26 protein-coding genes are annotated in these 26,656 nt (G+C 69.1%); 14 read left to right on the forward strand and 12 right to left on the reverse strand.

Features of this window, described 5'->3' with window-relative positions:
* Positions 1-3: 3 nt before the first annotated feature.
* Genes PGB26_RS08280 through PGB26_RS08295 form a run of 4 tightly spaced genes read left to right on the forward strand, consistent with a single transcriptional unit; the run spans position 4 to position 4,009 of the window.
* A complete protein-coding gene (locus tag PGB26_RS08280; protein WP_271637167.1) occupies positions 4-1,038 on the forward strand; it encodes a ribose-phosphate diphosphokinase in 1,035 nt (344 codons plus the stop codon).
* Between the two features lie 47 nt (positions 1,039-1,085).
* The gene (locus PGB26_RS08285) at positions 1,086-1,550 is read left to right on the forward strand and encodes an FMN-binding protein (protein WP_271637168.1); all 465 of its coding nucleotides are present in this window, start codon (positions 1,086-1,088) and stop codon (positions 1,548-1,550) included.
* 6 nt (positions 1,551-1,556) lie between these two features.
* On the forward strand, positions 1,557-2,432 hold the full coding sequence (locus PGB26_RS08290; protein ID WP_271637170.1) for an FAD:protein FMN transferase: 876 nt from the start codon (positions 1,557-1,559) through the stop codon (positions 2,430-2,432).
* A 2-nt stretch (positions 2,433-2,434) separates the two neighbouring features.
* Positions 2,435-4,009, forward strand: coding sequence for an FAD-dependent oxidoreductase (locus PGB26_RS08295; protein ID WP_271637171.1), 1,575 nt, complete (start codon positions 2,435-2,437; stop codon positions 4,007-4,009).
* Here the strand turns inward: PGB26_RS08295 and PGB26_RS08300 are convergent.
* The 3 genes from PGB26_RS08300 to gndA all read right to left on the reverse strand — a co-directional run bounded on the left by PGB26_RS08300 (position 4,003) and on the right by gndA (position 7,844).
* On the reverse strand, positions 4,003-5,568 hold the full coding sequence (locus tag PGB26_RS08300; protein ID WP_271637172.1) for a sensor histidine kinase: 1,566 nt from the start codon (positions 5,566-5,568) through the stop codon (positions 4,003-4,005). The two genes, PGB26_RS08295 and PGB26_RS08300, sit on opposite strands and share 7 nt — an antisense overlap.
* Before the next feature lie 3 nt (positions 5,569-5,571).
* Positions 5,572-6,300, reverse strand: a complete 729-nt coding sequence (locus PGB26_RS08305) for a response regulator transcription factor (protein ID WP_271637173.1) — start codon at positions 6,298-6,300, stop codon at positions 5,572-5,574.
* Between the two features lie 140 nt (positions 6,301-6,440).
* Positions 6,441-7,844, reverse strand: a complete 1,404-nt coding sequence (gene gndA, locus PGB26_RS08310; RefSeq protein WP_271639621.1) for an NADP-dependent phosphogluconate dehydrogenase — start codon at positions 7,842-7,844, stop codon at positions 6,441-6,443.
* Between the two features lie 236 nt (positions 7,845-8,080).
* Between gndA and PGB26_RS08315 the strand changes: the two genes are divergently transcribed.
* Complete coding sequence (locus tag PGB26_RS08315; protein WP_271637174.1) at positions 8,081-9,469, forward strand: GntP family permease; 1,389 nt, start codon at positions 8,081-8,083, stop codon at positions 9,467-9,469.
* A gap of 12 nt (positions 9,470-9,481) precedes the next feature.
* On the opposite strand, the gene PGB26_RS08320 is transcribed toward PGB26_RS08315, so the two are convergent.
* Entirely contained in the window at positions 9,482-9,607 is a 126-nt protein-coding gene (locus PGB26_RS08320) for a hypothetical protein (protein ID WP_271637175.1), read from the reverse strand.
* Between the two features lie 212 nt (positions 9,608-9,819).
* Here PGB26_RS08320 and PGB26_RS08325 point away from each other — a divergent pair, with 212 nt between their 5' ends.
* Positions 9,820-10,437, forward strand: coding sequence for a 50S ribosomal protein L25/general stress protein Ctc (locus PGB26_RS08325; RefSeq protein ID WP_271637176.1), 618 nt, complete (start codon positions 9,820-9,822; stop codon positions 10,435-10,437).
* A gap of 75 nt (positions 10,438-10,512) precedes the next feature.
* Positions 10,513-11,091, forward strand: a complete 579-nt coding sequence (pth, locus tag PGB26_RS08330) for an aminoacyl-tRNA hydrolase (RefSeq protein ID WP_271637178.1) — start codon at positions 10,513-10,515, stop codon at positions 11,089-11,091.
* Between the two features lie 8 nt (positions 11,092-11,099).
* Here pth and PGB26_RS08335 read toward each other — a convergent pair whose 3' ends face one another.
* The 8 genes from PGB26_RS08335 to sdhC form a co-directional block, all read right to left on the reverse strand.
* Positions 11,100-11,696, reverse strand: a complete 597-nt coding sequence (locus tag PGB26_RS08335) for a hypothetical protein (protein WP_271637179.1) — start codon at positions 11,694-11,696, stop codon at positions 11,100-11,102.
* A gap of 8 nt (positions 11,697-11,704) precedes the next feature.
* Positions 11,705-12,682: a tryptophan--tRNA ligase gene (gene trpS / locus PGB26_RS08340; RefSeq protein WP_271639622.1), complete on the reverse strand. Its 978-nt coding sequence runs from the start codon at positions 12,680-12,682 to the stop codon at positions 11,705-11,707.
* Positions 12,683-12,804: 122 nt separating this feature from the next.
* Positions 12,805-13,698, reverse strand: a complete 894-nt coding sequence (locus PGB26_RS08345; protein WP_271637180.1) for an exodeoxyribonuclease III — start codon at positions 13,696-13,698, stop codon at positions 12,805-12,807.
* A gap of 10 nt (positions 13,699-13,708) precedes the next feature.
* Positions 13,709-14,632 (reverse strand): YihY/virulence factor BrkB family protein, encoded by a 924-nt coding sequence (locus PGB26_RS08350; RefSeq protein WP_271637181.1) that lies wholly within the window; start codon positions 14,630-14,632, stop codon positions 13,709-13,711.
* Positions 14,633-14,709: 77 nt separating this feature from the next.
* Complete coding sequence (locus tag PGB26_RS08355; protein WP_271637182.1) at positions 14,710-15,477, reverse strand: succinate dehydrogenase iron-sulfur subunit; 768 nt, start codon at positions 15,475-15,477, stop codon at positions 14,710-14,712.
* Between the two features lie 2 nt (positions 15,478-15,479).
* Positions 15,480-17,285 carry a succinate dehydrogenase flavoprotein subunit gene (gene sdhA, locus PGB26_RS08360; RefSeq protein WP_271637183.1) on the reverse strand — a complete coding sequence of 602 codons (1,806 nt, stop codon included), beginning with the start codon at positions 17,283-17,285 and terminating at the stop codon, positions 15,480-15,482.
* Positions 17,286-17,302: 17 nt separating this feature from the next.
* Entirely contained in the window at positions 17,303-17,743 is a 441-nt protein-coding gene (locus PGB26_RS08365) for a succinate dehydrogenase hydrophobic membrane anchor subunit (RefSeq protein ID WP_271637184.1), read from the reverse strand.
* Entirely contained in the window at positions 17,743-18,090 is a 348-nt protein-coding gene (gene sdhC / locus PGB26_RS08370; RefSeq protein ID WP_271637185.1) for a succinate dehydrogenase, cytochrome b556 subunit, read from the reverse strand. The genes PGB26_RS08365 and sdhC overlap by 1 nt, the downstream gene beginning before the upstream one ends.
* 230 nt (positions 18,091-18,320) lie before the next feature.
* Between sdhC and PGB26_RS08375 the strand changes: the two genes are divergently transcribed.
* The 7 genes from PGB26_RS08375 (at position 18,321) to PGB26_RS08405 (ending at position 26,643) form a co-directional block, all read left to right on the forward strand.
* Positions 18,321-19,433, forward strand: a complete 1,113-nt coding sequence (locus PGB26_RS08375; protein ID WP_271637186.1) for a mannose-1-phosphate guanylyltransferase — start codon at positions 18,321-18,323, stop codon at positions 19,431-19,433.
* 156 nt (positions 19,434-19,589) lie between these two features.
* On the forward strand, positions 19,590-20,675 hold the full coding sequence (locus PGB26_RS08380) for a BMP family lipoprotein (RefSeq protein ID WP_271637187.1): 1,086 nt from the start codon (positions 19,590-19,592) through the stop codon (positions 20,673-20,675).
* Between the two features lie 98 nt (positions 20,676-20,773).
* Positions 20,774-22,330 (forward strand): ABC transporter ATP-binding protein, encoded by a 1,557-nt coding sequence (locus PGB26_RS08385; RefSeq protein WP_271637189.1) that lies wholly within the window; start codon positions 20,774-20,776, stop codon positions 22,328-22,330.
* Positions 22,327-23,622 (forward strand): ABC transporter permease, encoded by a 1,296-nt coding sequence (locus tag PGB26_RS08390; protein WP_271637190.1) that lies wholly within the window; start codon positions 22,327-22,329, stop codon positions 23,620-23,622. The genes PGB26_RS08385 and PGB26_RS08390 overlap by 4 nt, the downstream gene beginning before the upstream one ends.
* Positions 23,619-24,920, forward strand: coding sequence for an ABC transporter permease (locus PGB26_RS08395; protein ID WP_271637191.1), 1,302 nt, complete (start codon positions 23,619-23,621; stop codon positions 24,918-24,920). The genes PGB26_RS08390 and PGB26_RS08395 overlap by 4 nt, the downstream gene beginning before the upstream one ends.
* Positions 24,921-24,928: 8 nt before the next feature.
* Positions 24,929-25,327, forward strand: a complete 399-nt coding sequence (locus PGB26_RS08400; protein WP_271637192.1) for a cytidine deaminase — start codon at positions 24,929-24,931, stop codon at positions 25,325-25,327.
* Complete coding sequence (locus PGB26_RS08405; RefSeq protein WP_271637193.1) at positions 25,324-26,643, forward strand: thymidine phosphorylase; 1,320 nt, start codon at positions 25,324-25,326, stop codon at positions 26,641-26,643. The genes PGB26_RS08400 and PGB26_RS08405 overlap by 4 nt, the downstream gene beginning before the upstream one ends.
* The last annotated feature ends 13 nt before the right edge of the window (positions 26,644-26,656 follow it).

Genomic DNA, 26,656 nt, shown 5'->3' on the forward strand with positions numbered 1-26,656 from the left:
CGCATGGGCAACAAGAAGAAGAAGGTCGCACTCGAGCGCGAGAACGGGGTCGCACCCGGTCTGATCGCGAAGACGAAGAAGCGCCTCGTCGTCGCCGGCGGGCGCTCGCACCCCGAGCTGACGGCGGCGGTCGCTGCGGCCCTCGGCCAGGAGGCGGCCCCCGTCGAGCACCGCACGTTCGCCTCCGGTGAGATCTACGCCCGCTTCGAGGTCTCGATCCGCGGCTGCGACCTGTTCATCGTGCAGTCCTTCGGCGAGCCGGTGAACGAGTGGCTCATGGAGACCCTGATCATGCTCGACGCCGCCAAGCGCGCCTCGGCCAAGCGCATCACGGTCGTCGCCCCGTACTACCCGTACTCCCGGCAGGACAAGAAGGGTCGCGGGCGCGAGCCGATCTCGGCGCGGCTCGTGGCCGACATGCTCAAGGCCGCCGGCGCCGACCGCGTGATGAGCGTCGACCTGCACGCCGCGCAGATCCAGGGCTTCTTCGACGGCCCGGTCGACCACCTGTTCGCCAAGCCCGTGCTGCTCGAGCACTTCGAGGGCACGCTGACCGCCGAGGACCGCGAGACTCTCACGATCGTCTCTCCCGACATGGGCCGCGTGCGCGTGGCCGACACCTGGTCGGACAGCCTCGGCGCACCGCTCGCGATCATCCATAAGCGCCGCGACCCCAAGGTCGCCAACCAGGTCTCGGTGCACGAGATCGTCGGCGCGGTCGAGGGCCGCACCTGCCTGCTCGTCGACGACATGATCGACACCGGCGGCACGATCGTCAAGGCGGCGCAGGCGCTGAAGGCGAACGGCGCCCGCAAGGTGATCGTCGCGGCCACGCACGCCGTCTTCAGCGACCCGGCATCCGAGCGCCTGCAGGACGCGTCGATCGATCAGGTGGTCATCACCGACACGATCCCGTTCACCGAGTCGCGACGGTGGGACGGGCTCACCATCCTTCCGATCGCGCCTCTGCTCGCCACCGCGATCAAGCAGGTCTTCGAAGACGGCTCGGTCACAAGCATGTTCGGTGGAGACGCCTGACCGCCGCCCGCCGAGATAATGAGGGCATCCGGAGATCTCATAGCCGGATGCCCGAAGCTGGAGGCATGAACGTGCATCCCGCCGCCCGCACCGGAACCGCTCTGCTCGGCGTCGTCGGCGCGCTCGTGCTCGCCGGATGCTCGGGCGCCGCAGACGCGGACACGACGAAGCCCGACCCCTCCCCGCTGAGCACCGACGCGACCGCCCCTTATGCCGACGGCACCTATACGGCAGAGGGCTCGTACCGCACGCCCGAGACGGTCGAGACGATCGAGGTGACCCTGACGATCGCCGATGACACGGTCACCGGCGTCGAGGTGACCGGCGATCCGCTGGCACCGGAGTCGAAGAACTATCAGGGGCAGTTCATCGCCGGCATATCGGACGTCGTAGTGGGGAAGAAGCTCGACGACCTGCAGGTCGACCGGGTGGCCGGATCCTCCCTCACCAGCGGCGGATTCGACCAGGCCGTGGTCAAGATCAAGGACGAGGCCGCCGCAGCGGCCGAGTGATCCGGGATGCACTCGTGGCGCTTCGACGCCATCGGCACGCACTGGGAGATCGAGACCGCCCTGCCGCTGGACGGCTCGACTCGAGAGTCCGTCGGCGGGATCGTCGCGGCTTTCGACGCGACCTGGTCGCGCTTCCGCGGCGACTCCGTCGTCTCCTCGCTGCGCGCCGGCGGTGGCAGGGCGATGCTGACCCCGTCCGCCGCGGATGACGCTGCGGCGCTGTTCCCGGTGTATCGCGACCTCGGTCGCGCGACCGACGGCGGCGTGAACCCGCTGATCGGATCGGCGCTCGATGCGCTCGGCTACGACGCCGCGCTTTCGCTGCGCCCCGGGGCGCCGCAGCCGGCTCGGGACGAGTGGGAGCCGGTGCTGCGCTGGGATGACACGTCTCTGGAACTCGATGAGCCGGCCGTCATCGACGTCGGTGCGGCGGGGAAGGGGAGACTGGTCGACCTCGTCAGCGAGGCCCTGGCGCACCTCTCGGGACGCGTGACGGTCGACGGCAGCGGCGACATGCGCGTGCGCGGGGGAACAGCCAGGGTCGCGCTCGAGCACCCGTACGATCCGACTTCAGCGATCGGAGTGGCCGAGGTGACGGATGCCGCGCTGTGCGCCTCTGCTGTCACACGCCGCGCGTGGGGTGACGGGCTGCACCACGTGCTGGACGCGCGCACGGGCCTGCCGGTGCGCACCTGGGTGGCGACCTGGGCGCTCGCCCACGACGCCCTGCACGCCGACGCGGCGGCGACGGGGCTGTTCTTCGACGGCGGCCCCGGCCTCGCCGACCGCTGGGGCGTGCAGTGGGTGCGGATGTCGAGCGACGGGCGCGTCGAGCGCTCACCCGGCTTTCCGGGTGAGCTGTTCACCGCGCCCGGCCGCTGAGGATGCGGAAGAGTAGAACGGTGATCTCTGCGTTCCTCGCCCTGCGGCAGCGTGTGCTGGCAGTCCTCGGCGGCATCTCGATGTATCGGCTCGTGCTCTTCGCCCTCGCGGGACTGGCGGTGATCGCGCTCGGGCTCTCGCTGGCGGGGCTGGTGGGACCGACGGCGGGCGAGATCCTGGCATCCTTCGCCGCACTCGCCGTGTCGATCTCGGTGGTCGACGCGGTGGCGCAGCGCGTCCTGCGGCTGCCGTGGCGCATCGAGTCGTCACTGGTCACCGCGCTCATCCTGCTGTTCGTGCTGCAGCCTTCCCTCACCCCGGCGGGCCTGGCGGGAACGGCACTCGCCGGCGTGCTTGCGAGCCTGTCGAAGTATCTGATCGCCTGGCGCGGGCGCCACATCCTCAATCCCGCGGCGTTCGGCGCCGCTGTCGTGACCATCCTCGGCCTCGGCACGTTCTCGGCCTGGTGGGTGGGCACGCCGTGGCTCGCGCCGTTCGTCGCGCTGAGCGGTCTGCTCGTGCTGTGGCGCACCGAGAAGGTGCGGCTGGTGCTGCTCTTCCTCGTCGCAGCGATCGTCGTCTCGGTGCTGCGCCAGGCGGTGCAGGCGCAGCTGTTCGGCTTCGGGCTCGATCTCGATCTGGGGGGTGCCCTCGTCTTCACCCTCACACAGGCGCCCTACCTCTTCCTCGGCGCGTTCATGCTCTCCGAGCCCCTCACTCTGCCGCCGCGGCGCTGGCAGCAGTACAGCGTCGCGGCTGTGGTGGGCGTGCTCGCCGGCTGGCCGATCCCGGTCGGCTCGCTGTTCACACTCGGTCAGGAGCGCGCTCTGCTGATCGGCAACCTTCTCGCGTTCGCCTTCGCGCTGCGCAGCTCGGTGCGGCTCGTGCTGACCGGGCGGACCTTCGTCACCCCGACCGCCCAGGAGCTCACGTTCCGCACCAAGGGGCGACTGCGCTTCATCGCCGGGCAGTACCTCGAGCTCGAGGTGCCGCATCGAAATCCGGATGCCAGGGGCACCCGTCGCGAGTTCAGCATCGTGTCGGCGCCCGCCGACCTGCCCACCCTTCGCATCGCGTACAAGGACGGCGATCAGAAGCATCCTTCGAGCTACAAGCGTGCGCTGAAGGCCGCCGAGCCCGGTGCGGTCCTGGCCGTGACCGGCACCTGGGGCGACTTCGTGCTGCCCCGCGGACGCACGCCGGTGCTCATGGTCGCCGCGGGCATCGGGGTGACCCCATTCGTCTCGCAGCTGCGCCAGCTGCGGGCCACGGGGGCCGAGCGTGACGTCGTGCTCGTCTACGTGGCCTCGGAGTCCGCCGAGCTCGCCTTCCGCGACGAGCTCGCCGCGACCGGGGTCCGCACGATCGTCTTCACCCGCGACGAGCCGACCGATCTGCCGCCGCACTGGACGTGGGCGCAGGGCATCCGACTCGACGCCCCTGGCCTGCAGCGCGTGGTTCCCGACCTCGCCGCCCGGCACGCGTACATCTCCGGACCGCCGCGCCTCATCGCCGATCTTGCACCGGCGCTGCAGAAGGCGCGCGCCGTCACGACCGACGCGTTCGCCGGCTACTGATCCGGATGCCTGTGCGGCGGCGCCGTCTGCGCCGGGGTCGACGGCTCCGGTGCGGACTGCCCGGTTGCCGACGGCGCGGATTGCGACGTCTGCTCACCGCGCGGCAGCCGGACGGTGAACGACGTGTCGCCCGGCGTGCTCTCGACAGTGATGGTGCCGCCATGGCCTTCCACGATCGCCTTCGCTATCGCGAGTCCGAGGCCCGTGCCGCCGGTCTGCCGCGCTCTGGAGACATCGCCCCGGGCGAAGCGGGCGAACAGCTCCTCGCGCACCGCCGGATCGATGCCTGGCCCGTCGTCGTGCACCCGCAGCTCGGCGCCGGCGGGTGTGGCCGCCACCGAGAGCGTGATGGTCGTGCCCTCGGGCGTGTGCGTTCGGGCGTTGGCGAGCAGATTGCCGACCACCTGATGCAGGCGGCCGACATCGCCGGCCACGATCACGGGCTCGCCGGGGGTCTCCAGCTGCCAGTGGTGGCCAGGCCCCGTGGGCTGCGCGTCGGCGAGGGCCTCCACGGCGAGCTGCGACAGGTCGACCTCGCCGTGCACGAGCTCGGCGCCCTCATCGAGTCTGGCGAGCAGAAGCAGATCCTCGACGAGCCGCGTCATCCGCAGAGACTGCGCCTGGATGCGCTCGAGCGCAGACGTGGTGTCCTCGACGGTCGGTGCATCCTGCGACTGCCGCAGCGCCCGCAGCGACAGCTCCGAGTACCCGCGGATCGACGCGAGCGGCGTGCGCAGCTCGTGACTGGCATCCGCCACGAACCGCCGCATGCGCTCCTCGTTGCGCTGGCGCGCCGAGAGCGACGAGTCGACGTGGTCGAGCAGGGTGTTCAGCGCCTCTCCCACCCGGCCCACCTCCGTGCGCGGATCGGCTTCGTAGTCGGGCACGCGCTCGGTGATGCGCACCTCTCCGCGATCGAGCGGCTGTCCGGCGACGCGCGATGCGGTCGCTGCGACTGCGCGCAGCGGGCGCAGCCCCATGCTGATGGTGAGCGCGGTCGTGATGGCGAGCAGGATCAGCCCGCCCAGGGTCGCCAGGGCGATGACCGTGAACAGCGATGTCATGGTGTGCTGCACCTCGGCGCGGGGAAGGCCGGTGATCACCACCACATCGTTGTCGGTGCGGTCGGCCGTCACCCGGAACGAGCCGACGTCGTGCAGCGTCACCGTCGCGGACTTGGCGCTCTGCAGTGCGGCGGTGATCGTGAGCAGGTCGCGGGCCGGCAGCGTGCGGCGGGACTCGGGGGTGACGATCACTCCCGACGCGGGAGCGCTCGGGGGCAGCACGGCCAGCATCAGGCTTCCGGTCTGCACGATGCCGCCGCTGACGGCATCTTCGGCGGTGAGCGGCTCGCCGCGCCGCTCCGCCGCGTCGGCCCGGCTGGTGACCAGCGCCGTCGTCACGTTCGAGGTCGCGTCGAGCTTTCTCTGCAGGTCGTCCTCGAGGGTCTTGCCCAGAGTCGCGCTGGTGATGATCGCGACGATGACGAGGATGAGCGAGACGAACCCGATCACCGCGGCCATCAGCCGCGCCTGCAGGCTGAGCGGGTGGGGGAGCATGGGCTACTGCGGTGACTTGATCATGTAGCCGACGCCGCGCACGGTGTGTAGCAGCGGGGTGCGGCCGGCGTCGATCTTCTTGCGCAGGTACGAGATGTACAGCTCGACCACCGACGACTTGCCGCCGAAGTCGTAGCTCCACACCCGATCGAGGATCTGCGCCTTCGACAGCACGCGGCGCTCGTTACGCATCAGAAAGCGCAGCAGCTCGAACTCGGTGGCGGTGAGCTCGATCTCGTCGCCTGCGCGGAGGACCTCGTGGCTGTCCTCGTTGAGCGACAGGTCGGCGACACGCAGGATCGACTGCTCGTCGTCGGTCTGACCTTGGCCCGAGCGGCGGATCACCGCCCGCAGGCGGGCGATCACCTCTTCGAGGCTGAACGGCTTGGTGACGTAGTCGTCGCCGCCCGCCGTGAGCCCGGCGATGCGGTCGGCGACGGCGTCCTTCGCGGTGAGGAAGACCACGGGCACGAGGTTGCCCGATTCCCTCAGCCGGCGCAGCACGCTCATGCCGTCGAGATCGGGCATCATCACATCGAGCACCAGGGCATCCGGTTCGAAATCGCGGGCGACCTGCAGAGCCTCCAGGCCCGAGGCGGCGGTGCGCACCTCCCAGCCCTCCATGCGCAGCGCCATCGAGAGCAGATCGGTGAGCATCGGCTCGTCGTCGACCGCGAGGATGCGCAACGGTGTTCCGTCAGGACGGCGGAGGTCTGGGTGCTCGGTGCTCATGGCTTCTATTGTGCGCCCGGCGTCACCGAGATTCTTTTGAATTCCCTATGCGCAACCTGTAGGGGCGCGGCTGGGCAAGGGGCACCCGCCCCGAACGCTGAAGGCGGCGCATCAGCGCCGCCCTCAGCGGAGGAATCCGATCAGTGGGTGTCGACCGCGGGGACCTCGGTGCGGTCACCCGACCACAGGGTGTGGAAGGTGCCGTCCTTGTCGATGCGGCGGTAGGTGTGCGCGCCGAAGAAGTCGCGCTGACCCTGGATGAGGGCGGCGGGCAGGCGTTCGGCGCGGATGCCGTCGTAGTACGACAGTGACGACGAGAACGCCGGAGCCGGGATGCCCGACTGGGCGGCGGCGATGACGACGCGGCGCCACGCGGCCTGGCCGCGGGAGAGCGCCTCGGCGAAGTAAGGCGCGGTGAGCAGGGCCGGCAGGTCGGGTTCACCGGCATACGCCTCGGCGATGCGGTTCAGGAACTGCGCGCGGATGATGCAGCCGGCCCGCCAGATCTTCGCCACGGCGCCCAGGTCGATGCTCCAGCCGTACTCGGCGGCACCGGCGCGGATCTCGTCGAAGCCCTGCGAGTACGCGACGATCTTCGACGCGTACAGCGCCAGGCGCACGTCCTCGATGAAGGCCTCGGCGTCGTCGACGGTGAACTCGCCGTCGGGGCCGGGCAGGTGCGCGGCCACGGCGCGCTGCTCGGGGTGCGAGGAGAGCGAGCGGGCGAAGGTCGCCTCGGCGATGCCGGAGACGGGCACGCCGAGCGCGAGCGCGGTCTGCACCGTCCATGCGCCGGTGCCCTTGGCGCCCGCCTGGTCGACGATCACGTCGACGAGGGGCTTGCCGGTCTCGGCGTCGATCTGGCGCAGCACCTCGGCGGTGATCTCGATGAGGTACGACTCCAGCTCGCCGGTGTTCCACTCGGCGAAGATGTCGGCGATCTCGGCGGGGGTCTTGCCGGTGCCGCGACGGATCAGGTCGTACGCCTCGGCGATGAGCTGCATGTCGGCGTACTCGATGCCGTTGTGCACCATCTTCACGAAGTGCCCGGCGCCGCCGTGGCCGACGTGCGTCACGCACGGCTCGCCCTCGGCGACCGCAGCGATCGACTCCAGGATCGGGCCGAGGGTCACCCACGACTCGTCCGAGCCTCCCGGCATGATCGACGGACCGTTCAGAGCGCCCTCCTCGCCACCCGAGATGCCCGCGCCGACGAAGTTGATGCCCGTCTCGCGCACCGCCTTCTCGCGGCGGATGGTGTCGGGGAAGTATGCGTTGCCGCCGTCGACGATGATGTCGCCCGGCTCGAACACCCGCACCAGCTCGTCGATCACCGCGTCGGTGCCCAGGCCCGCCTTGACCATGATGATCGCCGTACGCGGCTTCTGCAGCGACGCGGCGAACTCCTCGTACGAGAAGGTGGGCACGAACCCGGCATCGGCATGCAGCGCGACCAGCTCGTCGGTCTTCGCCCGCGAGCGGTTCAGCACCGCGACCGTGTTGCCCTCGCGGCTGGCGAGGTTGCGGGCCAGGTTCGAACCCATGACGGCGAGTCCGACGACTCCGATGTTGGCTGCGGCTGTGGGCACAGGGATCTCCTCGGTGGTGAAGGGCGTGATCTCAGGGTATCGGTGCGCGACGGTCGTCCGTCCTTTCGTTTCACCCCGCCGGATGCCCGAGCGGAGCCCCCGGGGTGTCCCGAGCGGGAGGCCGTCTGTTAGCGTGTGGCCCACCGACCGGTCGCATGCCGTGACCGGCGACGCGTCGATGGAGATGCCCCATGGAAGACTGGACCCAGACTCTGACCGCAGGGCCCCTGCTGCTCATCGCCGGCGGCGCGATCGCCCTGATCCTGGTGCTGATCATCGGCTTCAAGCTGCATGCGTTTCTCACCCTCGTGATCGTCTCGCTGCTCACCGCCATCGTGGCGGGCATCCCGATCGATCAGGTGGTGCCGGTCGCGCTCGGCGGGTTCGGCAGCACCCTTGCGAGTGTGGCGCTGCTCGTCGGACTCGGGGCCATGCTCGGCAGGCTGATCGAGCACTCCGGTGGCGCGCACGCGCTCGCCGACAGGTTCGTACGGGTCTTCGGCGAGAAGCGTGCGCCGTTCGCCCTCGGTGTGGCGTCGCTGATCCTCGGGTTCCCGATGTTCTTCGATGCCGGTCTGATCATGATGCTGCCGATCATCTTCGCCGTGGCGCGACGCGTGTCGGGAAACAACGTGCTGCTCTACGGCTTCCCCGCCGCCGCCGCCTTCTCGGTGATGCACGTCTTCCTGCCTCCGCACCCGGGCCCGGTCACCGCGTCGGCGGCCTACGAGGCGAACATCGGCCTGGTGCTGCTGGTCGGCCTCGTCGTGGCGCTTCCGGTCTGGTACCTCTCGGGCTACCTGTGGGGCAAGTTCGTCGGCAGTCGCTGGATCCTGCCGGTGCCGTCGCTGTTCGGCAGCGAGGACAGGGATCAGCCCTCGAACCCGCCGAAGGTGTCGACGATCATCATGCTGCTGCTGCTGCCGATGCTTCTCATCTTCCTCAACACGGGGCTCACCACGCTCGGCAGCGCGGGCGTGATCGACTCCACCGAGCTCTGGGCGCAGTCGCTCATCTTCATCGGTCAGTCGCCCGTCGCACTGACCATCACCGTGCTCGTCGCGCTCGTGGCGCTCGGCTGGCGACGCGGCGAACACGGCACCGCCCTGGAGAAGATCGTCGACTCGTCGCTCGGGCCGATCTGCTCCGTAGTGCTGATCACCGGAGCCGGCGGGATGTTCGGCGGGGTGCTGCGCTCGTCAGGCATCGGCGAGGCGCTCTCCGACACGCTGAGCGGCGTGGGCCTGCCCGTCATCGTCGCGGCGTACCTCATCGCCGTCGTGCTGCGCGTCGCGCAGGGCTCCGCAACCGTCGCCCTGGTCACCGCGGCGGGCCTCATCGCTCCCGCCGTGCTCGGCGGTGACTTCAACCCCCTCGAGGTGGTCGCCATCACCCTGGCCACGGCTGCCGGCTCGGTGTTCGCCAGCCACGTGAACGACTCCGGGTTCTGGCTGGTGGGACGCCTGATGGGGATGGACGTCAAGACCACGCTGAAGACGTGGACGGTGCAGCAGACCATCCAGTCGGTTCTCGCGTTCGCGGTCGTGCTGGTGGTCTACCTGCTCGCGTCGCTCTTCTGAGCGATTCTCGGGTCAGTCCTCGCGGTAGCCCGAGCGTCCCATCGAGAACATCGCGGCGAACGACGACACGACGCCGCAGACGGCGATCGCGCCGATGACCCAGAGGACGACGTGCGAGAGGAAGGCGGCATCGAGCATGCCCACAGCCTATCGAGCTTTCGGGTAGCATGGAGGAGTTCCTCGGCGAGGGAGCGCGTGCATGCGCGCATCCGTGATCGACGCGGTGACGTGAGCCCGGTGGTCGTCTGAATTCTCAGCCGCACAGCGTCTCGCCTCTTCGTGTCCGCACCGAGGCTTCCGAGACCATGACCATCGCGCGGCCCCGTCCCGCGTGCCTGAAGGAGAACAACATGTCTGACGAGAACAAGGTCGTCGCCGAGACGCGCACCAACTTCGGCAAGGGCTTCGCCCGCCGCCTGCGCGCCGCCGGCAAGATCCCCGCCGTGATCTACGGTCACGGCACCGACCCCGTGCACGTCGCGCTGCCCGGCCACCAGGTGTCACTCATCATCCGCCGTGCCAACGCCCTGCTCGATCTCGACATCGACGGCACCTCGCAGCTCGCCCTCGTCAAGGACGTGCAGAAGGACCCGGTGCACCAGATCATCGAGCACATCGACCTGCTCGTCGTGAAGAAGGGTGAGAAGGTCGCCATCGACCTCCCCGTCGTCGTGACCGGCGAGTCGTTCTCGGGCACCATCGCCACCCTCGACGCCGCGACCCTGGCGGTCGAGGCCGAGGCGACGCACATCCCCGAGAACGTCGAGGTCTCGATCGAGGGCCTCGAGGAGGGCGCGCACATCACCGCCGCCGACGTGAAGCTGCCCAAGGGCGTCACGCTGGTCGCCGACCCCGAGACCCTCGTGGTCGCCATCTCCGTCCCGGCCGCTCCGGTCGAGGACGAGGCGTCCGAGGCTCCTGCCGAGGGCGACGCCGAAGCTCCGGCCGAGGAGGCCGCCGCGGAGTGATCCGCTGACGATCCGGATGGAGGGGGCGCGAGCTGATCGCGTCCCCTCGGTCATATCCGCGCGAGAGGGACACGAATGACCACCACCTGGCTGATCGTCGGCCTCGGCAACCCCGGACCCCGCTACGCCGCGACGCGCCACAACATCGGGCAGATGGTCGTCGACGAGCTCGCCGACCGTCGCGGCGAACGATTCCGCGAGCACAAGGCCGGCGCGCGAGTGGTCGAGACCCGCGTGCGCCCCGGTGGCGATCGCATGGTCCTGGCGAAGCCCAATTCGTTCATGAACACCTCCGGGACGCCGGTCGCCGCTCTGGCTCGGTTCTACTCGGTGGCGCCGGAGAACGTCATCGTCGTGCACGACGAACTCGACATCCCCTTCGACAGCATCCGCATGAAGATCGGCGGCGGCCACGGGGGGCACAACGGCGTCCGCGACATCGCTCGCACCCTCACGACGCCCGACTTCCTGCGCGTTCGAGTCGGCATCGGTCGTCCGCCGGGACGCCAGGACCCCGCGGACTGGGTGCTCGCGGTCTTCGGCTCGGTCGAGCAGAAGACGCTGCCGATCTTCATCTCCGACGCGGCGGATGCCGTGGAGCAGCTCGTCGACGAGGGTCTGCTGGCCGCGCAGCAGCGCCATCACTCGCGCTGAGCCGGCGCTCAGACGATCGGATCGAACGCGATCCCGTTGCCGATGCCGTACGCGAGCGTCACGGCGAGGAAGAAGGCGCCGGGGCCGAGCGCCGCGATCACGATCGCGGCGATGCCCATACCTCGTCCGCGTCTGCGGGCGACGGCGATGATTCCGCCGATCAACCCGAACAACCCGAGCGCTGTGCCCAGCCAGAACATGATCTCCGCCCAGAGCGTCTGGATCCGCGCGGGGGAGAGCGCGGCGATGACGAACTCACCGCTGCCGCTCACCAGGTCGTCCACCGACACGGCGAGCCCGATCTGGAGCGCGAGCACGCCGGCCACGACGGGCGTGACCAAGGCGGCGATCAGAGCGGCGGCGAGCGAGACCGCACCCGTCGCCCGAGAGGGTGCCGGAGCGGTGGGCGCGACATACCCGCCGACAGCCGCCTGATACCCGCCCACCGGCACGCGATACGCGCCGGGCGGGGGCACCTGCCAGGGCTCGGAGCCCTGCGGAAGAGCGGAGCCTGGCGGAACAGGTGAGCCCTGCGGCAAGGGTGAGCCCTGCGGAACAGCGGAGCCCTGGGGAGGCAGCCCCGGGGGAACGAACGGGTCTGTCATCTCGCTCCTCAGACTCGCCGCAGCAGGCCGACGCGGTCGTACACGTCGGCGAGAGTGGCATCCGCGACCTCATCGGCCTTCGCGGCGTTCACAGCCAGCAGACGGTCGAGCTCGGCCGGGTCGTCGAGCAGGGCGTTCGCGCGCTCGCGCACGGGACCGAACTCGTCGACGACGACCTCGGCCAGTCCCTTCTTGAAGTCGCCGTAGCCACGACCGGCGTACTCGTCCTCGATCGAGCCCACCTGGCGTCCGGTGAGCGCAGCGTAGATGGTGAGCAGGTTCGAGACGCCCGGCTTGTTCTCGCGGTCGAAGCGCACCGAGCCCTCGTTGTCGGTCACGGCGCGCATGATCTTCTTCGCCGATTTCGAGGGGTCGTCGAGCAGCCACAGCACACCCGCGTCGCTCTCGGCCGACTTCGACATCTTCGACGTCGGGTTCTGCAGGTCGTAGATGCGCGCGGTGTCCTTCTGGATCACCGGGGTGGGCACGGTGAACGTCGTGCCGAAGCGGCTGTTGAACCGCTCGGCCAGGTCGCGCGTCAGCTCGACGTGCTGCTTCTGGTCGTCGCCGACCGGCACCAGCTCGCTCTGGTAGAGCAGGATGTCAGCGGCCATCAGCACGGGGTAGGTGAACAGTCCGACAGAGGCGGAATCCTGTCCGTACCGCTGCGACTTGTCCTTGAACTGGGTCATCCGGCCCGCCTCACCGAAGCCGGTGATGGTGCTGAGGATCCAGGCGAGCTCTGCGTGGGCTCGCACGTGCGACTGCACGTACAGAGTCGACTTCGACGGCTCGATGCCGGCGGCGATGTACTGCGCTGCGGTGCGACGCGTCTTCTCGCGCAGCTCGTCGGGGTTCTGCGGCACGGTGATCGCGTGCAGATCGACCACCGAGAAGAAGGCGTCGTACGAGCTCTGCATGTCACGCCACTGCAGAAGCGCCCCGATGTAGTTGCCGGCCTGGAGGGAGTCGGCGGAGGGCTGCATTCCGGAGTAGAGGCGCTGTCGAGTCACCGTTCAATCCTATGCGGCTCACGCGGGACGCCTCACCCTGAGCCTGCCGCGTGGGCCCTGAGCCTGCCGTCTGGGGCCCTGAGCCTGTCGAAGGGTCAGCAGGTGTAGTCGACGACCACGGGCGCGTGATCGCTCCAGCGCTCCGTGTAGGTCGCGGCCCTGGCGACGGCGTACCCGGTCGCACGCGCCGCCAGGGGCGGCGTGGCGAGGTGGTAGTCGATGCGCCATCCGCTGTCGTTGTCGAAAGCCTTGCCGCGCATCGACCACCAGGTGTACGGCCCCGGCACCTCGCCGTGATGTGCGCGGCCCACATCGACCCAGCCGAGCCCGATCCCGCCGGCCTCCGACGCGAACGAGCGGGTGTCGCTGAGCTGACCCACCATGCCGCGACCGACGCCCTCCTGGCCCACGACAGTCTTGCCGGCGGCGCCGAGGAAGCGATCGAAGTAGGCGCGCTCGCGCGCGAGGAAGCCCGACTTCTTCACGTTGCCCTTCCAGTTCAGGATGTCGAGTGGCCGGTGGCCGACGTTGAGATCGCCCGTGACGAGCGCGTGGGCCTCGTCGGCGCCCAGCTGCGCCATGCGCACGCTCATCGCGTCGAGGAACTTCCACTTCTCGTCCTGTTTGGGGGTGTCGGCCTCGCCGGAATGCACGTACGCGCTGACGACCGTGAGCGGTGCGCCGCCGATCTGGAAGTCGGCCTCGATCCAGCGACCGGCCGAATCGAAGTCGTCGGCGCCGAGCGCCGTGCGGGACGCGAGCGCGGGAGTGCGGCTGAGGACGGCCACGCCTGCCCGACCCTTCGCCGTCGCCTTGTCGTGCACGATCTGCCAATCGGGGAAGGCCGCCGCCAGGTGCTCGTCGTCGGCACGCACCTCCTGCAGGGTCAGGATGTCGACCTCGGCCTGGTCGAGCCACGCGCGCATGCCGTTGCGGACGGCGGCGCGGACACCGTTGACATTGACAGAGGCGATACGCAGGTGGGGCATGGCATCCAGCCTAACGACGGGGTCGGACGCCCCGCCGCCGCTCCGGTGCGGCCGTCGCCCGCAGCGGGCGCAGCGGCCCACTGTCGCGCAGTGGCTCGTTGCGGTCGTCGGCGCTCAGCGCGATCCAGGACGCCGCGAGCAGGATCACCGCGGCGATCACGCGGCACCACAGCAGAAGCCCGACCATCACCGCGAACGTCGCCAGCAGCGGGTTGCCGGGCGTGTGAGCGGCCAGCAGGCCGGCACCGAGCTGCAGCACCGCCACAGCGACGCCACCGAGCACGGAGCCCGGCAGGATCCGCCGCCACCGGATGACCGTGCCGGTGAGGAAGCGCACCAGCGCGGCGATCGCCGCGACGTCGATCACGATCACGACGAGCACCGACGAGATCGACACGAGGGTGCGGCCCATGGCGCTGGGGATCTCCTGCCCGAGCATCTCGAGAAGCGTTCGCAGCGCCCAGACCCCGCCGACGCTGATCGCGGCGCCGAGCAGCAGGCTCATCCCGAACACGAGAGCCGCTGCCGCGTCGCGAAGCTTCAGCTGCACGTAGCTGCGGGTGTCGAAGGGCAGCCCGAATATGCCGCGCACCGCGCGACGGGTGAAGGTGACCGCACCGATCCCGGTCCACACCACCACGATCGCGGCGATCACCCCGGTCAGGGTGAACGCTCCGGTGGCGGAGTTGGCGACCTCGCGCACCGCCTCGGGGGCGACGATGCCGTCGGCGCCGATGAAGCCGGGGATGTAGCTGTTCACGATGCGGATCATCGCGTCCACCGCCACGTCGCTGCCGCCCACCCACACGCCGGCGCCGGCGAAGGCGACGTACAGCAGCGCGAACAGCGCGAACAGGGCCTGATACGCCATGCCCGCCGACAGCAGGAACCCGTTGCGGCGCAGGAAGTGCCGCCACACGCGCACGGGGAACATCGCGGCGATCCGCCGCCCCCACACAGCAGCGCGCCCGGCTGAACGAGTCAGTCGGGCGCGCATGGCTCTGGCTGCGTTCAGCGGGCGCCGCCGCGCAGGACGGCCTGCTTGACCTCGGCGATCGCCTTGGTGACCTCGATGCCACGGGGGCACGCCTCGGTGCAGTTGAAGGTCGTGCGGCAGCGCCACACGCCCTCCTTGTCGTTGAGGATGTCGAGGCGCACGTCGCCTGCGTCGTCACGCGAGTCGAAGATGAAACGGTGCGCGTTCACGATCGCGGCCGGGCCGAAGTACTGCCCGTCGGTCCAGAAGATCGGGCACGACGAGGTGCACGCCGCGCACAGGATGCACTTGGTGGTGTCGTCGAAGATCGCCCGGTCGGTGATCGACTGCACGCGCTCCTTGCCCTTCTCGGGAGTGGAGTTCGCGATGAGGAAGGGCTGCACCTCGCGGTAGGACGCGAAGAACGGCTCCATGTCGACGATGAGGTCCTTCTCGAGCGGCAGGCCCTTGATGGCCTCGACGTAGATCGGCTTCGAGATGTCGAGGTCCTTGATCAGCGTCTTGCAGGCAAGGCGGTTGCGTCCGTTGATGCGCATGGCATCCGAGCCGCAGATCCCGTGGGCGCACGAACGGCGGAACGACAGCGAGCCGTCGACCTCCCACTTGATCTTGTGCAGCGCGTCGAGCACGCGGTCGGTCGCGTACAGCTCGACGTCGTAGTCGACCCAGCGCGGCTCCTCATCGACCTCGGGGTCGAAGCGGCGGATGTTGAAGGTGACCAGGAAGGACTGCACTCCCGAGTCGTTCGCGGCGTCAGCGGGTGCCTCTACGACATCGGTCATGATCAGTACTTCCTCTCCATGGGCTGGTAGTTCGTGACGACCACGGGCTTCCAGTCCAGCTTGATGTGGTCGGAGGCGTCGGACGAGTGCGCATCGCCGACAAGATAGGCCATCGTGTGCTTCATGAAGTTCTCGTCATCGCGCTTCGGGAAGTCGTCGCGCATGTGACCGCCACGGCTCTCCTTGCGGTTGCGTGCGGCGTAGACGACGACCTCGGCGATGTCGAGCAGGAAGCCCAGCTCGACGGCCTCGAGCAGATCGGTGTTGAACCTCTTGCCCTTGTCGTCGACGTGGATGTTCTTGTAGCGCTCGCGCAGCTCCTCGATCACGCCGAGCACGTGGGTCAGCGACTCCTCGGTGCGGAACACCTGGGCGCCCTTGTCCATCTCGTCCTGCAGCTTCTTGCGCAGCACGGCGATGCGCTCGGTGCCCTGGTTGTTGCGCAGACCCTCGACCATGTCCTTCACGAACCCGGCCGGGTTCTCGGGCAGCGGCACGAAGTCGGCCGTCTTGACGTACTCGACGGCGTTGCGTCCGGCGCGCTTGCCGAACACGTTGATGTCGAGCAGCGAGTTGGTGCCAAGGCGGTTCGAGCCGTGCACCGAGACGCACGCGCACTCGCCGGCGGCGTAGAGCCCCGGCACGACGGTTGAGTTGTCGGCGAGCACCTCGGCGTCGTTGTTGGTCGGGATGCCGCCCATCGCGTAGTGCGCGGTCGGCATCACGGGCACCGGCTCGACGACGGGGTCGACACCCAGGTAGGTGCGCGCGAACTCGGTGATGTCGGGCAGCTTGGTCTCGAGCACCTCGGCACCCAGGTGCGTGCAGTCCAGCAGCACGTAGTCCTTGTGCGGACCGGCACCGCGGCCGTCGAGAACCTCCTGCACCATGCTGCGCGCGACGATGTCGCGGGGAGCGAGGTCCTTGATGGTGGGGGCGTAGCGCTCCATGAAGCGCTCACCCGAGGCGTTGCGCAGGATGGCGCCCTCGCCGCGGGCGCCCTCGGTGAGGAGGATGCCGAGACCGGCCAGACCCGTCGGGTGGAACTGGAAGAACTCGAGGTCTTCCAGAGGCAGCCCCTTGCGCCAGACGATGCCGACGCCGTCGCCGGTCAGGGTGTGCGCGTTCGAGGTGGTCTTGAAGATCTTTCCGAAGCCGCCGGTAGCGAAGATGACGGCCTTGGACTGGAAGACGTGCAGGTCGCCGGTGGCGAGGTCGTACGCGACGACGCCCGCGACCTGCGTGGCGCCGGCCGCGTCCTTCACGGTGATCAGGTCGAGCACGTAGAACTCGTTGAAGAAGTTGATGCCGAGCTTGACGCAGTTCTGGAACAGCGTCTGCAGGATCATGTGACCGGTGCGGTCGGCCGCGTAGCAGGCGCGGCGGACGGGGGTCTTCCCATGCTCGGCGGTGTGACCGCCGAAGCGCCGCTGATCGATCTTGCCGTCCGGCGTGCGGTTGAACGGCAGACCCATGTTCTCGAGGTCGATGACCGCGTCGATGGCCTCCTTGGCGAGGATCTCCGCCGCATCCTGATCGACGAGGTAGTCACCGCCCTTGACCGTGTCGTAGGTGTGCCACTCCCAGTTGTCGTCCTCGACGTTCGCGAGGGCCGCTGCCATGCCGCCCTGCGCCGCACCGGTGTGCGATCGCGTGGGGTACAGCTTCGTTATCACCGCGGTCTTCGCACCGGGCCCGGCCTCGATGGCCGCGCGCATCCCGGCGCCGCCGGCGCCCACGATGACGATGTCGAACTGGTGGTAGTGCACGCCGTCGCGCACGACGGAGTCAGAGGTCTGCGTAGTCAATGATCTGCCTTCTTCGCTTACTTGCCCAGTGCCTGGCAGGTCTCCCACATCGCGCCGTCTTCGAAGACGCCCGCGCAGGGGTCGAACGTGAACACCACGAGGGTGCCGAGGATGATGAGGAGCGCCGCCGCCAGGCCTAGCGCCCAGACGAGAGCCTTGCGGACCTTCTCGTGGGTGACGTAGTCGTTGACGATCGTGCGCATGCCGTTGGAGCCGTGGATCAGTGCGAGCCACAGCATCAGCACGTCCCACCACTGCCAGAACGGGGTGGCGTACTTGCCGGCGACGAAGCCGAAGTCCACCGCGTGGATGCCGTCGCCGACCATCAGGTTCACGAACAGGTGGCCGAAGATCAGCACGATGAGCACCACGCCCGAGCCGCGCATGAACAGCCAGCCCCACTTCTCGAGGTTGACGCCCCGCTGGCGGCGGGCAGGTGCGATGGTCTGCGCGGACATCAGTTGCCCCCTCCGAATCCGGCGAACGCGAGGGCGAGGTGACGGGGCACGAAGCCCGCCATGACCACGGCCCACAGTCCGATGACGATCCAGAACAGCTGGCGCTGGTACTTCGCGCCCTTCGACCAGAAGTCGACCACGATGATGCGCAGGCCGTTGAACGCGTGGAAAGCGATGCCGGCGACCAGCACCACCTCGCCGAAGGCCATGATCGGGTTCTTGTACTGGCCGATCACCGCGTCGTACGCCTCGGGGGAGACGCGGATGAGCGACGTGTCGAGGACGTGCACCAGAAGGAAGAAGAAGATCGCGACGCCGGTGATGCGGTGCAGCACCCACGACCACATGCCTTCGCGGCCCCGATACAGTGTGCCGCGCGGAGACCTCGATGTGGTCTCCGAAACCGACGGTGTCAAGCGTGTGCTCGTGGACACGTCGTCCTCCCTGATCGATGAGACGTCGTGCATGCATCCGGGCACGCCCGACCGTATCCATCCTATTCCCGTCCGGACGGGCGGGGCGACGAAGGCGACCCTTATCCGCTCGGCGCGTCCGCGCTTGCGGATAGGTTTGTGCCATGGCGCGAATCGACGACTTCTACGCTGTGATCCCGGCCGGCGGCATCGGCAGCAGGCTGTGGCCGCTGTCGCGGGCGGACGCCCCGAAGTTCCTGCACGATCTCACCGGCTCCGGGCACTCGCTGCTGCGCGACACCTGGGATCGTCTCGAGCCGCTCGCCGGAGCCGACCGCATCGCCGTGGTCACCGGACGCGCGCACCGCGCCGCCGTCGAGGCGCAGCTGCCCGGCATCCCCGACGCCAACGTCTTCCTCGAATCCGAACCCCGCGAGTCGGCGGCGGCGATCGGACTCGCCGCCGCGATCCTGCACCGTCGCGACCCCGACGTGATCATCGGCTCGTTCAGCGCCGACCATGTGATCCGCGGCACGCGCGTGTTCGAGTTCGCCGTGCGCGATGCCGTCGAGGTGGCGCGCGAGGGCTACATCTGCACGATCGGGATCAGCCCCACCGAGCCCGCCATCGGCTTCGGATACATCAGGAAGGGGGAGGAGCTCGTCGTCGAGGGCGCCCGCGAGGCGGCCCTCGTCGAGCGCTTCGTCGAGAAGCCCGACCTCGAGACGGCGAAGGCCTACGTCGCCGACCGCGAGCACCTCTGGAACGCCGGGATGTTCATCGCCAAGGCGAGCGTGCTGCTCGACGAGCTGCGCCTCAACGAACCCGAGCTGCACGCCGGGCTGATGGAGCTTGCCGAGGCATGGGACGACCGCGATCGACGCGGTCCCGCGGTCGACCGCATCTGGCCGAAGCTGAAGAAGATCGCCATCGACTACGCCGTGGCGGAGCCCGCCGCCGAGCGCGGACGCCTCGCGGTCGTGCCCGGTCACTTCGACTGGGACGACGTGGGCGACTTCGCATCCTTGACGAAGCTCATCACCAACGGCCGCAAGAACGATCTCGCCGTGCTCGGCCCGAGGGCCCGCGTGCTCTCGGATGCCGCCAGTGGCATCCTCGTGTCGCAGACCTCGAGGGTGATCAGCCTGGTCGGAGTGCAGGACATCGTGGTCGTCGACACCGACGATGCGCTGCTGGTGACCACGGTCGAGCACGCCCAGCGGGTCAAGGGCGTCGTCGAGTCGCTGAAGCTCACCGGCCGCGGCGACGTGCTCTGAGGCCAGCTGTCGGGCATGTCCAACCCCGCATGGCGGCCATCATTGCGGATTTGTAACCTTTCGCCGGCACGTCCGGGGCGCGCGTGCAGGAAGCACGTAACACTGGGTAACCTCGATCGATCCGCGATGTCCGCGGAGATCACCCGGGAGGCATGAGTGTCCATCTCCATCACCAAGAAGCTGCTCGGCGCCACCGTCGCCGCCGGCGTCGTCCTGAGCCTCGCCGCGTGCGGCCAGGCTCCCGCAGACAAGCCGGGAGCGAGCGGCGGCAACGGCGACAAGTCCGACTTCTCCGCGTGCATCGTCTCGGATGCCGGCGGGTTCGACGACAAGTCCTTCAACCAGCTGTCCTACGAGGGCACCAAGAAGGCCGCCGACGAGCTCGGCGCCACGTTCCGCGAGGCCGAGTCGAACGCCGAGACCGAGTACGCGCCGAACATCGACAACATGGTCTCCGAGGGCTGCAACGCCATCGTCGCCGTGGGCTTCGCGCTGTCGCAGGCCACGGTCGACGCCGCCGAGGCGAACGCCGAGACGGACTTCATCCTCGTCGACGACGCCGGCGGCGACAACAAGCCCGACAACGTCAAGCCGCTGCTGTACAACACGGCTGAGGCGGCCTTCCTCGCCGGCTACATGTCGGCCGGCTACTCCAAGACCGGCAAGGTGGGCACGTTCGGCGGCATGGAGTTCCCGACCGTGACGATCTTCATGGACGGCTTCAAGCAGGGCGTCGACCACTACAACGAGCAGAACGGCGCATCGGTCGCCGTGGTCGGCTGGGACGGCAAGACCGGATCGTTCACCGGTGGCTTCGAGGCCAACCAGAGCGCCAAGACGGTCGCGAAGAACATCATCGACCAGGGCGTCGACGTGCTCTTCCCGGTCGGCGGTCCGATCTACCAGTCGGGCCTGCAGGCGATCAAGGACTCGGGCAAGGACATCGCGCTGATCGGCGCGGACGCCGACCTGTTCGAGACCGACCCGACCACCGCCGACTTCGTGCTCACCTCGGTGCTCAAGGCGATGGACCTGTCGACCTACGAGGCCGTGATGTCCAGCGCAGAGGGCGACTTCGACGGCGAGGCGTACATCGGCACCCTCGAGAACGAGGGCGTCGGCATCGCGCCGCTGCACGAGTTCGAGAGCAAGGTCGACGCCGAGCTGGTGAAGAAGGTCGACGAGATCAAGCAGGAGATCATCGACGGCTCCATCACCGTCACCTCCTACCTCGACAACTAAGAGGAATCGAATCGGGGAGGCCGGTCGTGCCGGCCTCCCCGATGTCGTCTGCCCGGGCGATCCCCGGCGCGATGACACGTCACGAATAGGATCGACACATGAAGCTCGAGCTGCGCGGCATAACGAAGAGGTTCGGCGCACTGACGGCCAACGACCACATCGATCTCGAGGTGCAGGCGGGCGAGATCCACTGCCTCCTCGGCGAGAACGGCGCCGGCAAGTCCACGCTGATGAACGTGCTGTACGGCCTGTACCAGGCCGACGAGGGGCAGATCCTCCTCGACGGGCGCGTGCAGCGGTTCTCCGGGCCCGGAGACGCGATGGCCGCCGGGATCGGCATGGTGCACCAGCACTTCATGCTCATCCCCGTCTTCACCGTCGCCGAGAATGTCATGCTCGGTCATGAGCAGACGACGTTCGGCGGCCGTCTCGATCTCGCGGCCGCCCGCGCGAAGGTGCGTGAGATCTCCGACCGCTTCGGCTTCGACGTCGACCCCGACGCGCTCGTCGACGACCTGCCGGTCGGCGTCCAGCAGCGCGTGGAGATCATCAAGGCGCTCTCGCGCGAGGCCCGCGTGCTCGTCTTCGACGAGCCGACCGCCGTGCTCACTCCGCAGGAGACCGACGAGCTGATGGCCACCATGCGCCAGCTCAAGGAGCGCGGCACGTCTATCGTCTTCATCACCCACAAGCTCCGCGAGGTGCGCGAGGTCGCCGACCGCATCACCGTCATCCGCCTCGGCAAGGTGGTCGGCGAGGCGTCGCCGACCGCGTCCAACGCGGAGCTCGCCTCGCTGATGGTCGGCCGTGCGGTCGAGCTCACCGTGCACAAGGACGCCCCGAAGCACACCGATCACGCACTGGTCGTCGAGAACCTCACCGTCAACGATGCCCTGGGCGCCGTGCTCGTCGACGACGTCTCCTTCACGGTCCGCGGCGGCGAGGTGCTGGCCATCGCCGGCGTGCAGGGCAACGGCCAGACCGAGCTCACCGAGGCTCTGCTCGGTCTGCAGGAGCGCGTGCAGGGCAGCATCCGTCTGAACGGCGAGCAGCTGCGCGGGCGCAGTGTGCGCCACATCCTGGATGCCGGCGTCGGGTTCGTTCCCGAGGACCGGGGCGTCGACGGGCTCGTGAAGGAGTTCTCGATCGCGGAGAACCTCATGCTCGACCGATCCAACGGCGCGCCCTTCGTCAGGAACGGCGCACTCCAGCTGCGCCGTCTGACGGAATTCGCCAAGGAGAAGATCGCGGAGTTCGACATCCGCACGCAGGGCCCCGCGCAGGCAGCCGGCCGGCTCTCCGGCGGCAACCAGCAGAAGGTGGTGCTCGCGCGCGAGCTCAGCCGCGACCTGTCGCTGTTCGTCGCAGCCCAGCCCACCCGAGGCGTCGACGTGGGCTCGATCGAGTTCATCCACAAGCGCATCATCGAGACGCGCGACTCCGGCGTTCCGGTGATCGTCATCTCCACGGAGCTCGACGAGGTCGCGGCCCTCGCCGATCGCATCCTCGTCATGTACCGGGGGCGCGTGGTCGGCATCGTCCCCGGTGACACCCCCCGCGACCAGCTGGGACTGATGATGGCCGGCGCCAGCGCGGAGGACGCGGCTCGCGAGGTCACCGTCGGCGCCACCCCGAGCGAAGGAGCGCAGGCATGACCGCCGCGCAGACGCAGATCCCCGACTCCGACAAGGCGATCCAGCCGCAGAAGCCGCAACGCCCGCAGCGCTGGCGCGCCGCGCTCATGCAGATCGCGACCGGCAGCGCCCTGACGACGGTGTTCGCGGTGGTCGCGGCCGTCATCGTCGGCTCGCTGATGATCGCCCTGACCGACCCTGACGTGCAGGCCGCGGCAGGCTATTTCTTCGCTGCGCCCGGCGACACGCTGACGGCGATCGGCCAGGCGGTCGGTGGCGCGTACTCGGCGCTGTTCCGCGGCTCCATCTACAACTTCAACGCCGATTCCTTCGCGATCGGCATCCGCCCGCTCACCGAGACGCTGAAGTTCGCCACGCCGCTGATCGCCGCGGGCCTCGGCGTGGGACTGGCGTTCCGCGCAGGTCTGTTCAACATCGGCGGTCAGGGCCAGATGCTGATGGCGGCCGCGGCCGCCGGGTACGTGGCGACCGCGTGGGACCTGCCCTTCCCACTGCACCTGATCGTGGCTCTCGTGGCCGGCATCGTCGCCGGCGCGCTGTGGGCCGGAATCGCCGGGATCCTCAAGGCGCGCACAGGCGCGCACGAGGTGATCACGACGATCATGCTGAACAACATCGCCGTCTACCTGCTCGCGTGGATGCTCGCCACCCAGGGGGTGCTGCAGGCTCCGGGCTCGAGCAACCCGAAGACCGCGCCGATGGCGGAGACCGCGGTCATGCCGCTGCTGCTCGGGCCCACGTACAAGCTGCACATCGGATTCCTGCTGGCGCTCGCGGCGGTCGCGGTCACCTGGTGGCTGCTGGAGCGCTCCGGCCTCGGGTTCCGGTTCCGTGCGGTGGGGGAGAACCCGGATGCCGCGCGCACGGCCGGCATCTCCGTCGGTCGCACTTACCTCAGCGTCATGCTCATCGCAGGCGCGCTGGTCGGCCTCGCCGGGGTCAGCCAGGTGCTCGGAACCGAGCCGAAGGGCTTCAGCGGCGGCATCGACGCGGGCATCGGCTTCGACGCGATCACGGTCGCCCTGCTGGGGCGCTCGCGTCCGCTCGGCATCCTGTTCGCCGGCCTGCTGTTCGGCGCCTTCAAGACAGGCGGCTTCACCATGCAGGCGTCGCAGGGCGTGCCGATCGAGATCGTGCTCGTCGTGCAGTCGCTGATCGTGCTGTTCATCGCGGCGCCGCCGCTGGTTCGCGCCATGTTCGGCCTGCCGCAGCCGGGCCGCCCGAGTCGGCGTGAGCGGCGCGCCGCAGAGCGACGAGCGAAGCGCTCCGAGGGCAAGGAGGTGGCGGGATGAGCACTCAGACCGCACAGGCAGGGCGGAGCCCGCAGAGCGTGCAGGCCGAACTGCGTCACGTGACCGTGGTGTCGTGGAAGACCCCGATCATCCTGAGCGTGCTGACGGTTCTCGTGGCGCTGCTGCCGCTGCTGATCCCGCGGCCGGGTGACGCGACGTTCCGCTTCACCGCCGGCAGCGAGATCATCGAGCTCCCGTCGCTGGTCGTGCCCGGCACGGCCACCGCGTGGGTGTGCGTCGTCATCGGCGCGGCGATCAGCGTCGCGGCGGTGCTGCTCACCCGCGCGCATCGCCGGGTGCCGATGTGGCTGATCGCCCTGTACGTCGTCGTGCTGATCTTCGGCTTCCTCGCCTGGGCGGCCGCGGGCAGCTCGGGCACCCTGCCCATGATCGGACTGCTCAGCGGCGGTCTCGCGCTGGCCACCCCACTGATCTTCGGCGCCCTCGGCGGTGTGATCGGCGAGCGGGCCGGCGTGGTCAACATCGCGATCGAGGCGCAGCTGCTGGCAGGTGCGTTCACGGCAGCCATCGTCGCCTCGGCCGTGGGCACTCCCTGGGCCGGCCTCATCGCCGCCATGCTGGCGGGTGTGCTGGTCGCGGTGATCCTCGGCGTGTTCGCCATCACGTACTACGTCGATCAGGTGATCGTCGGTGTGGTGCTCAACGTCCTGGTGATCGGCGTGACGACCTTCCTGTTCCGTCAGGTGCTCGCGCCCAATCAGGCTGCGCTGAACACCGTCGAGCCGTTCCGTGATCTGCCGATCCCGCTGCTCAGCGACATCCCCGTGCTCGGGCCGATCCTGTTCCGCCAGACGATCGTGGTGTACCTGATGTACATCATCGTGTTCGTCGTCTGGTACGGGATGTACCGCACCCGCTGGGGTCTGCGGCTGCGGGCGGTAGGCGAGCACCCGCAGGCCGCCGACACGGTCGGCATCAACGTCGCGCGCACGCGGTACATGAACGTGCTCATCGCGGGCGCGGTCGCCGGCATGGGCGGCGCGTTCTTCACGCTGGTCTCGGTGCCGCGCTTCAACCCCGAGATGACCGCCGGTGCCGGATTCATCGCCCTGGCCGCGGTGATCTTCGGCAAGTGGGACCCCATCCGCGCGACGCTGGCGGCGCTGCTGTTCGGCTTCGCCAGCAACCTGCAGAGCGTGCTCAGCGTCATCGGCTCGCCGGTGCCGAGCCAGTTCATGCTCATGCTGCCGTACATCGTGACGATCTTCGCCGTGGCCGGTCTCGTCGGGCGCTCGCGCCCGCCGGCAGCCGACGGCGAGCCGTACATCAAGTCTTAGGAGGCCACGTGACCGACATCGATTGGGACGAGCTGAGACAGGTCGCCACCGAGGCGATGCAGAAGGCGTACGCGCCTTACTCGCGCTACCGCGTGGGGGCCGCGGCCCTCGTCGACGACGGACGCATCGTCGCGGGATGCAACGTCGAGAACGCGTCGTACGGCGTCGGCCTGTGCGCCGAGTGCGCTCTGGTCGGCGACCTGCACATGTCGGGAGGCGGGAGGCTCGTCGCGTTCGTCTGCGTGAACAACGACGGGCAGACGATCATGCCGTGCGGCCGCTGCCGTCAGCTGCTGTTCGAGCACTCCAGCCCGGAGATGCTGCTCGAGACCGTCTCGGGCATCCGCACCATCGACGAGGTGCTGCCCGACGCGTTCGGTCCGCGAGATCTGGAGGACGCCCGATGACCTCTCGACAAGCTCAGGGAGCCAGGGAGGCGTTCGATGCGATCGACGTCATCCGCGCCAAGCGCGACGGCGGAGCCGTGCCGGAGGCGCAGCTGCGCTGGATGGTGGACGCGTACACGCGCGGCTACGTGTCGGATGCGCAGATGGCCTCGTTCGCCATGGCCATCTTCCAGCGGGGCATGCAGCGCGACGAGATCCGCGTGCTCACCGACGCGATGATCGCCTCGGGTGAGCGGATGAGCTTCGCCAGCCTCGGCAAGCGCACGGTCGACAAGCACTCCACGGGCGGCGTGGGAGACAAGATCACCCTGCCTCTGGCTCCGCTGGTGGCCGTGTTCGGCGTCGCGGTGCCGCAGCTCAGCGGACGCGGGCTCGGTCACACCGGGGGCACGCTCGACAAGCTCGAGTCGATCCCCGGGTGGAGAGCGGCGCTCAGCAACGACGAGATGTTCGCCCAGATGCAGTCGGACGTCGGTGCGGTGATCTGCGCCGCGGGCTCCGGCCTCGCTCCCGCCGACAAGAAGCTCTACGCCCTCCGCGACGTGACGGGTACGGTCGAGGCGATCCCGCTGATCGCGTCGAGCATCATGTCGAAGAAGATCGCCGAGGGCACCGACGCCCTCGTGCTGGACGTGAAGTTCGGCAACGGTGCCTTCATGCAGGACATCGATCGCGCCCGTGAGCTGGCGCGCACGATGGTCGAGCTCGGCACCGACTCGGGTGTGGCGACCACGGCCCTGCTGACCGACATGAACGTTCCGCTCGGACGCGCGATCGGCAACGCCAACGAAGTGCGCGAGTCGGTCGAGATCCTCGCCGGCGGCGGCCCCGCCGACGTGCGCGAGCTGACCCTCGCCCTTGCTAGGGAGATGCTCGCGTTGGCAGGCCAGCCCGACGCCGATGTCGAGGCCGCCCTCGATGACGGCCGCGCCATGGACGGCTGGAAGGCGATGATCCGCGCCCAGGACGGCGACCCGGATGCCCCGCTGCCGACCGCCCGGGAGACGCACGTCGTCACCGCCGAACGCGACGGCGTCGTGACCCGCATGGACGCGCTCCCGTTTGGCATCGCCGCTTGGCGTCTCGGCGCCGGACGCGCGCGCGCCGAGGATCCGGTGATCTTCGCCGCGGGCATCGACCTCGCCGTCAAGCCCGGCGATGCGATCACCGCCGGACAGCCGCTGTTCACGCTTTCGGCCGACGACGACGCCCGCTTCTCCCGCGCCCTCGAAGCGCTGGACGGCGCCTACGAGATCGGCGACAGTGCGGACGCCCCCGCCGCGCGGCCCATAGTGCGCGAGCGCATCACCGCCTGAGTACCGGAGGATC

The sequence above is a fragment of the Microbacterium sp. nov. GSS16 genome (genome assembly GCF_028198145.1).
GTDB lineage: Bacteria > Actinomycetota > Actinomycetes > Actinomycetales > Microbacteriaceae > Microbacterium.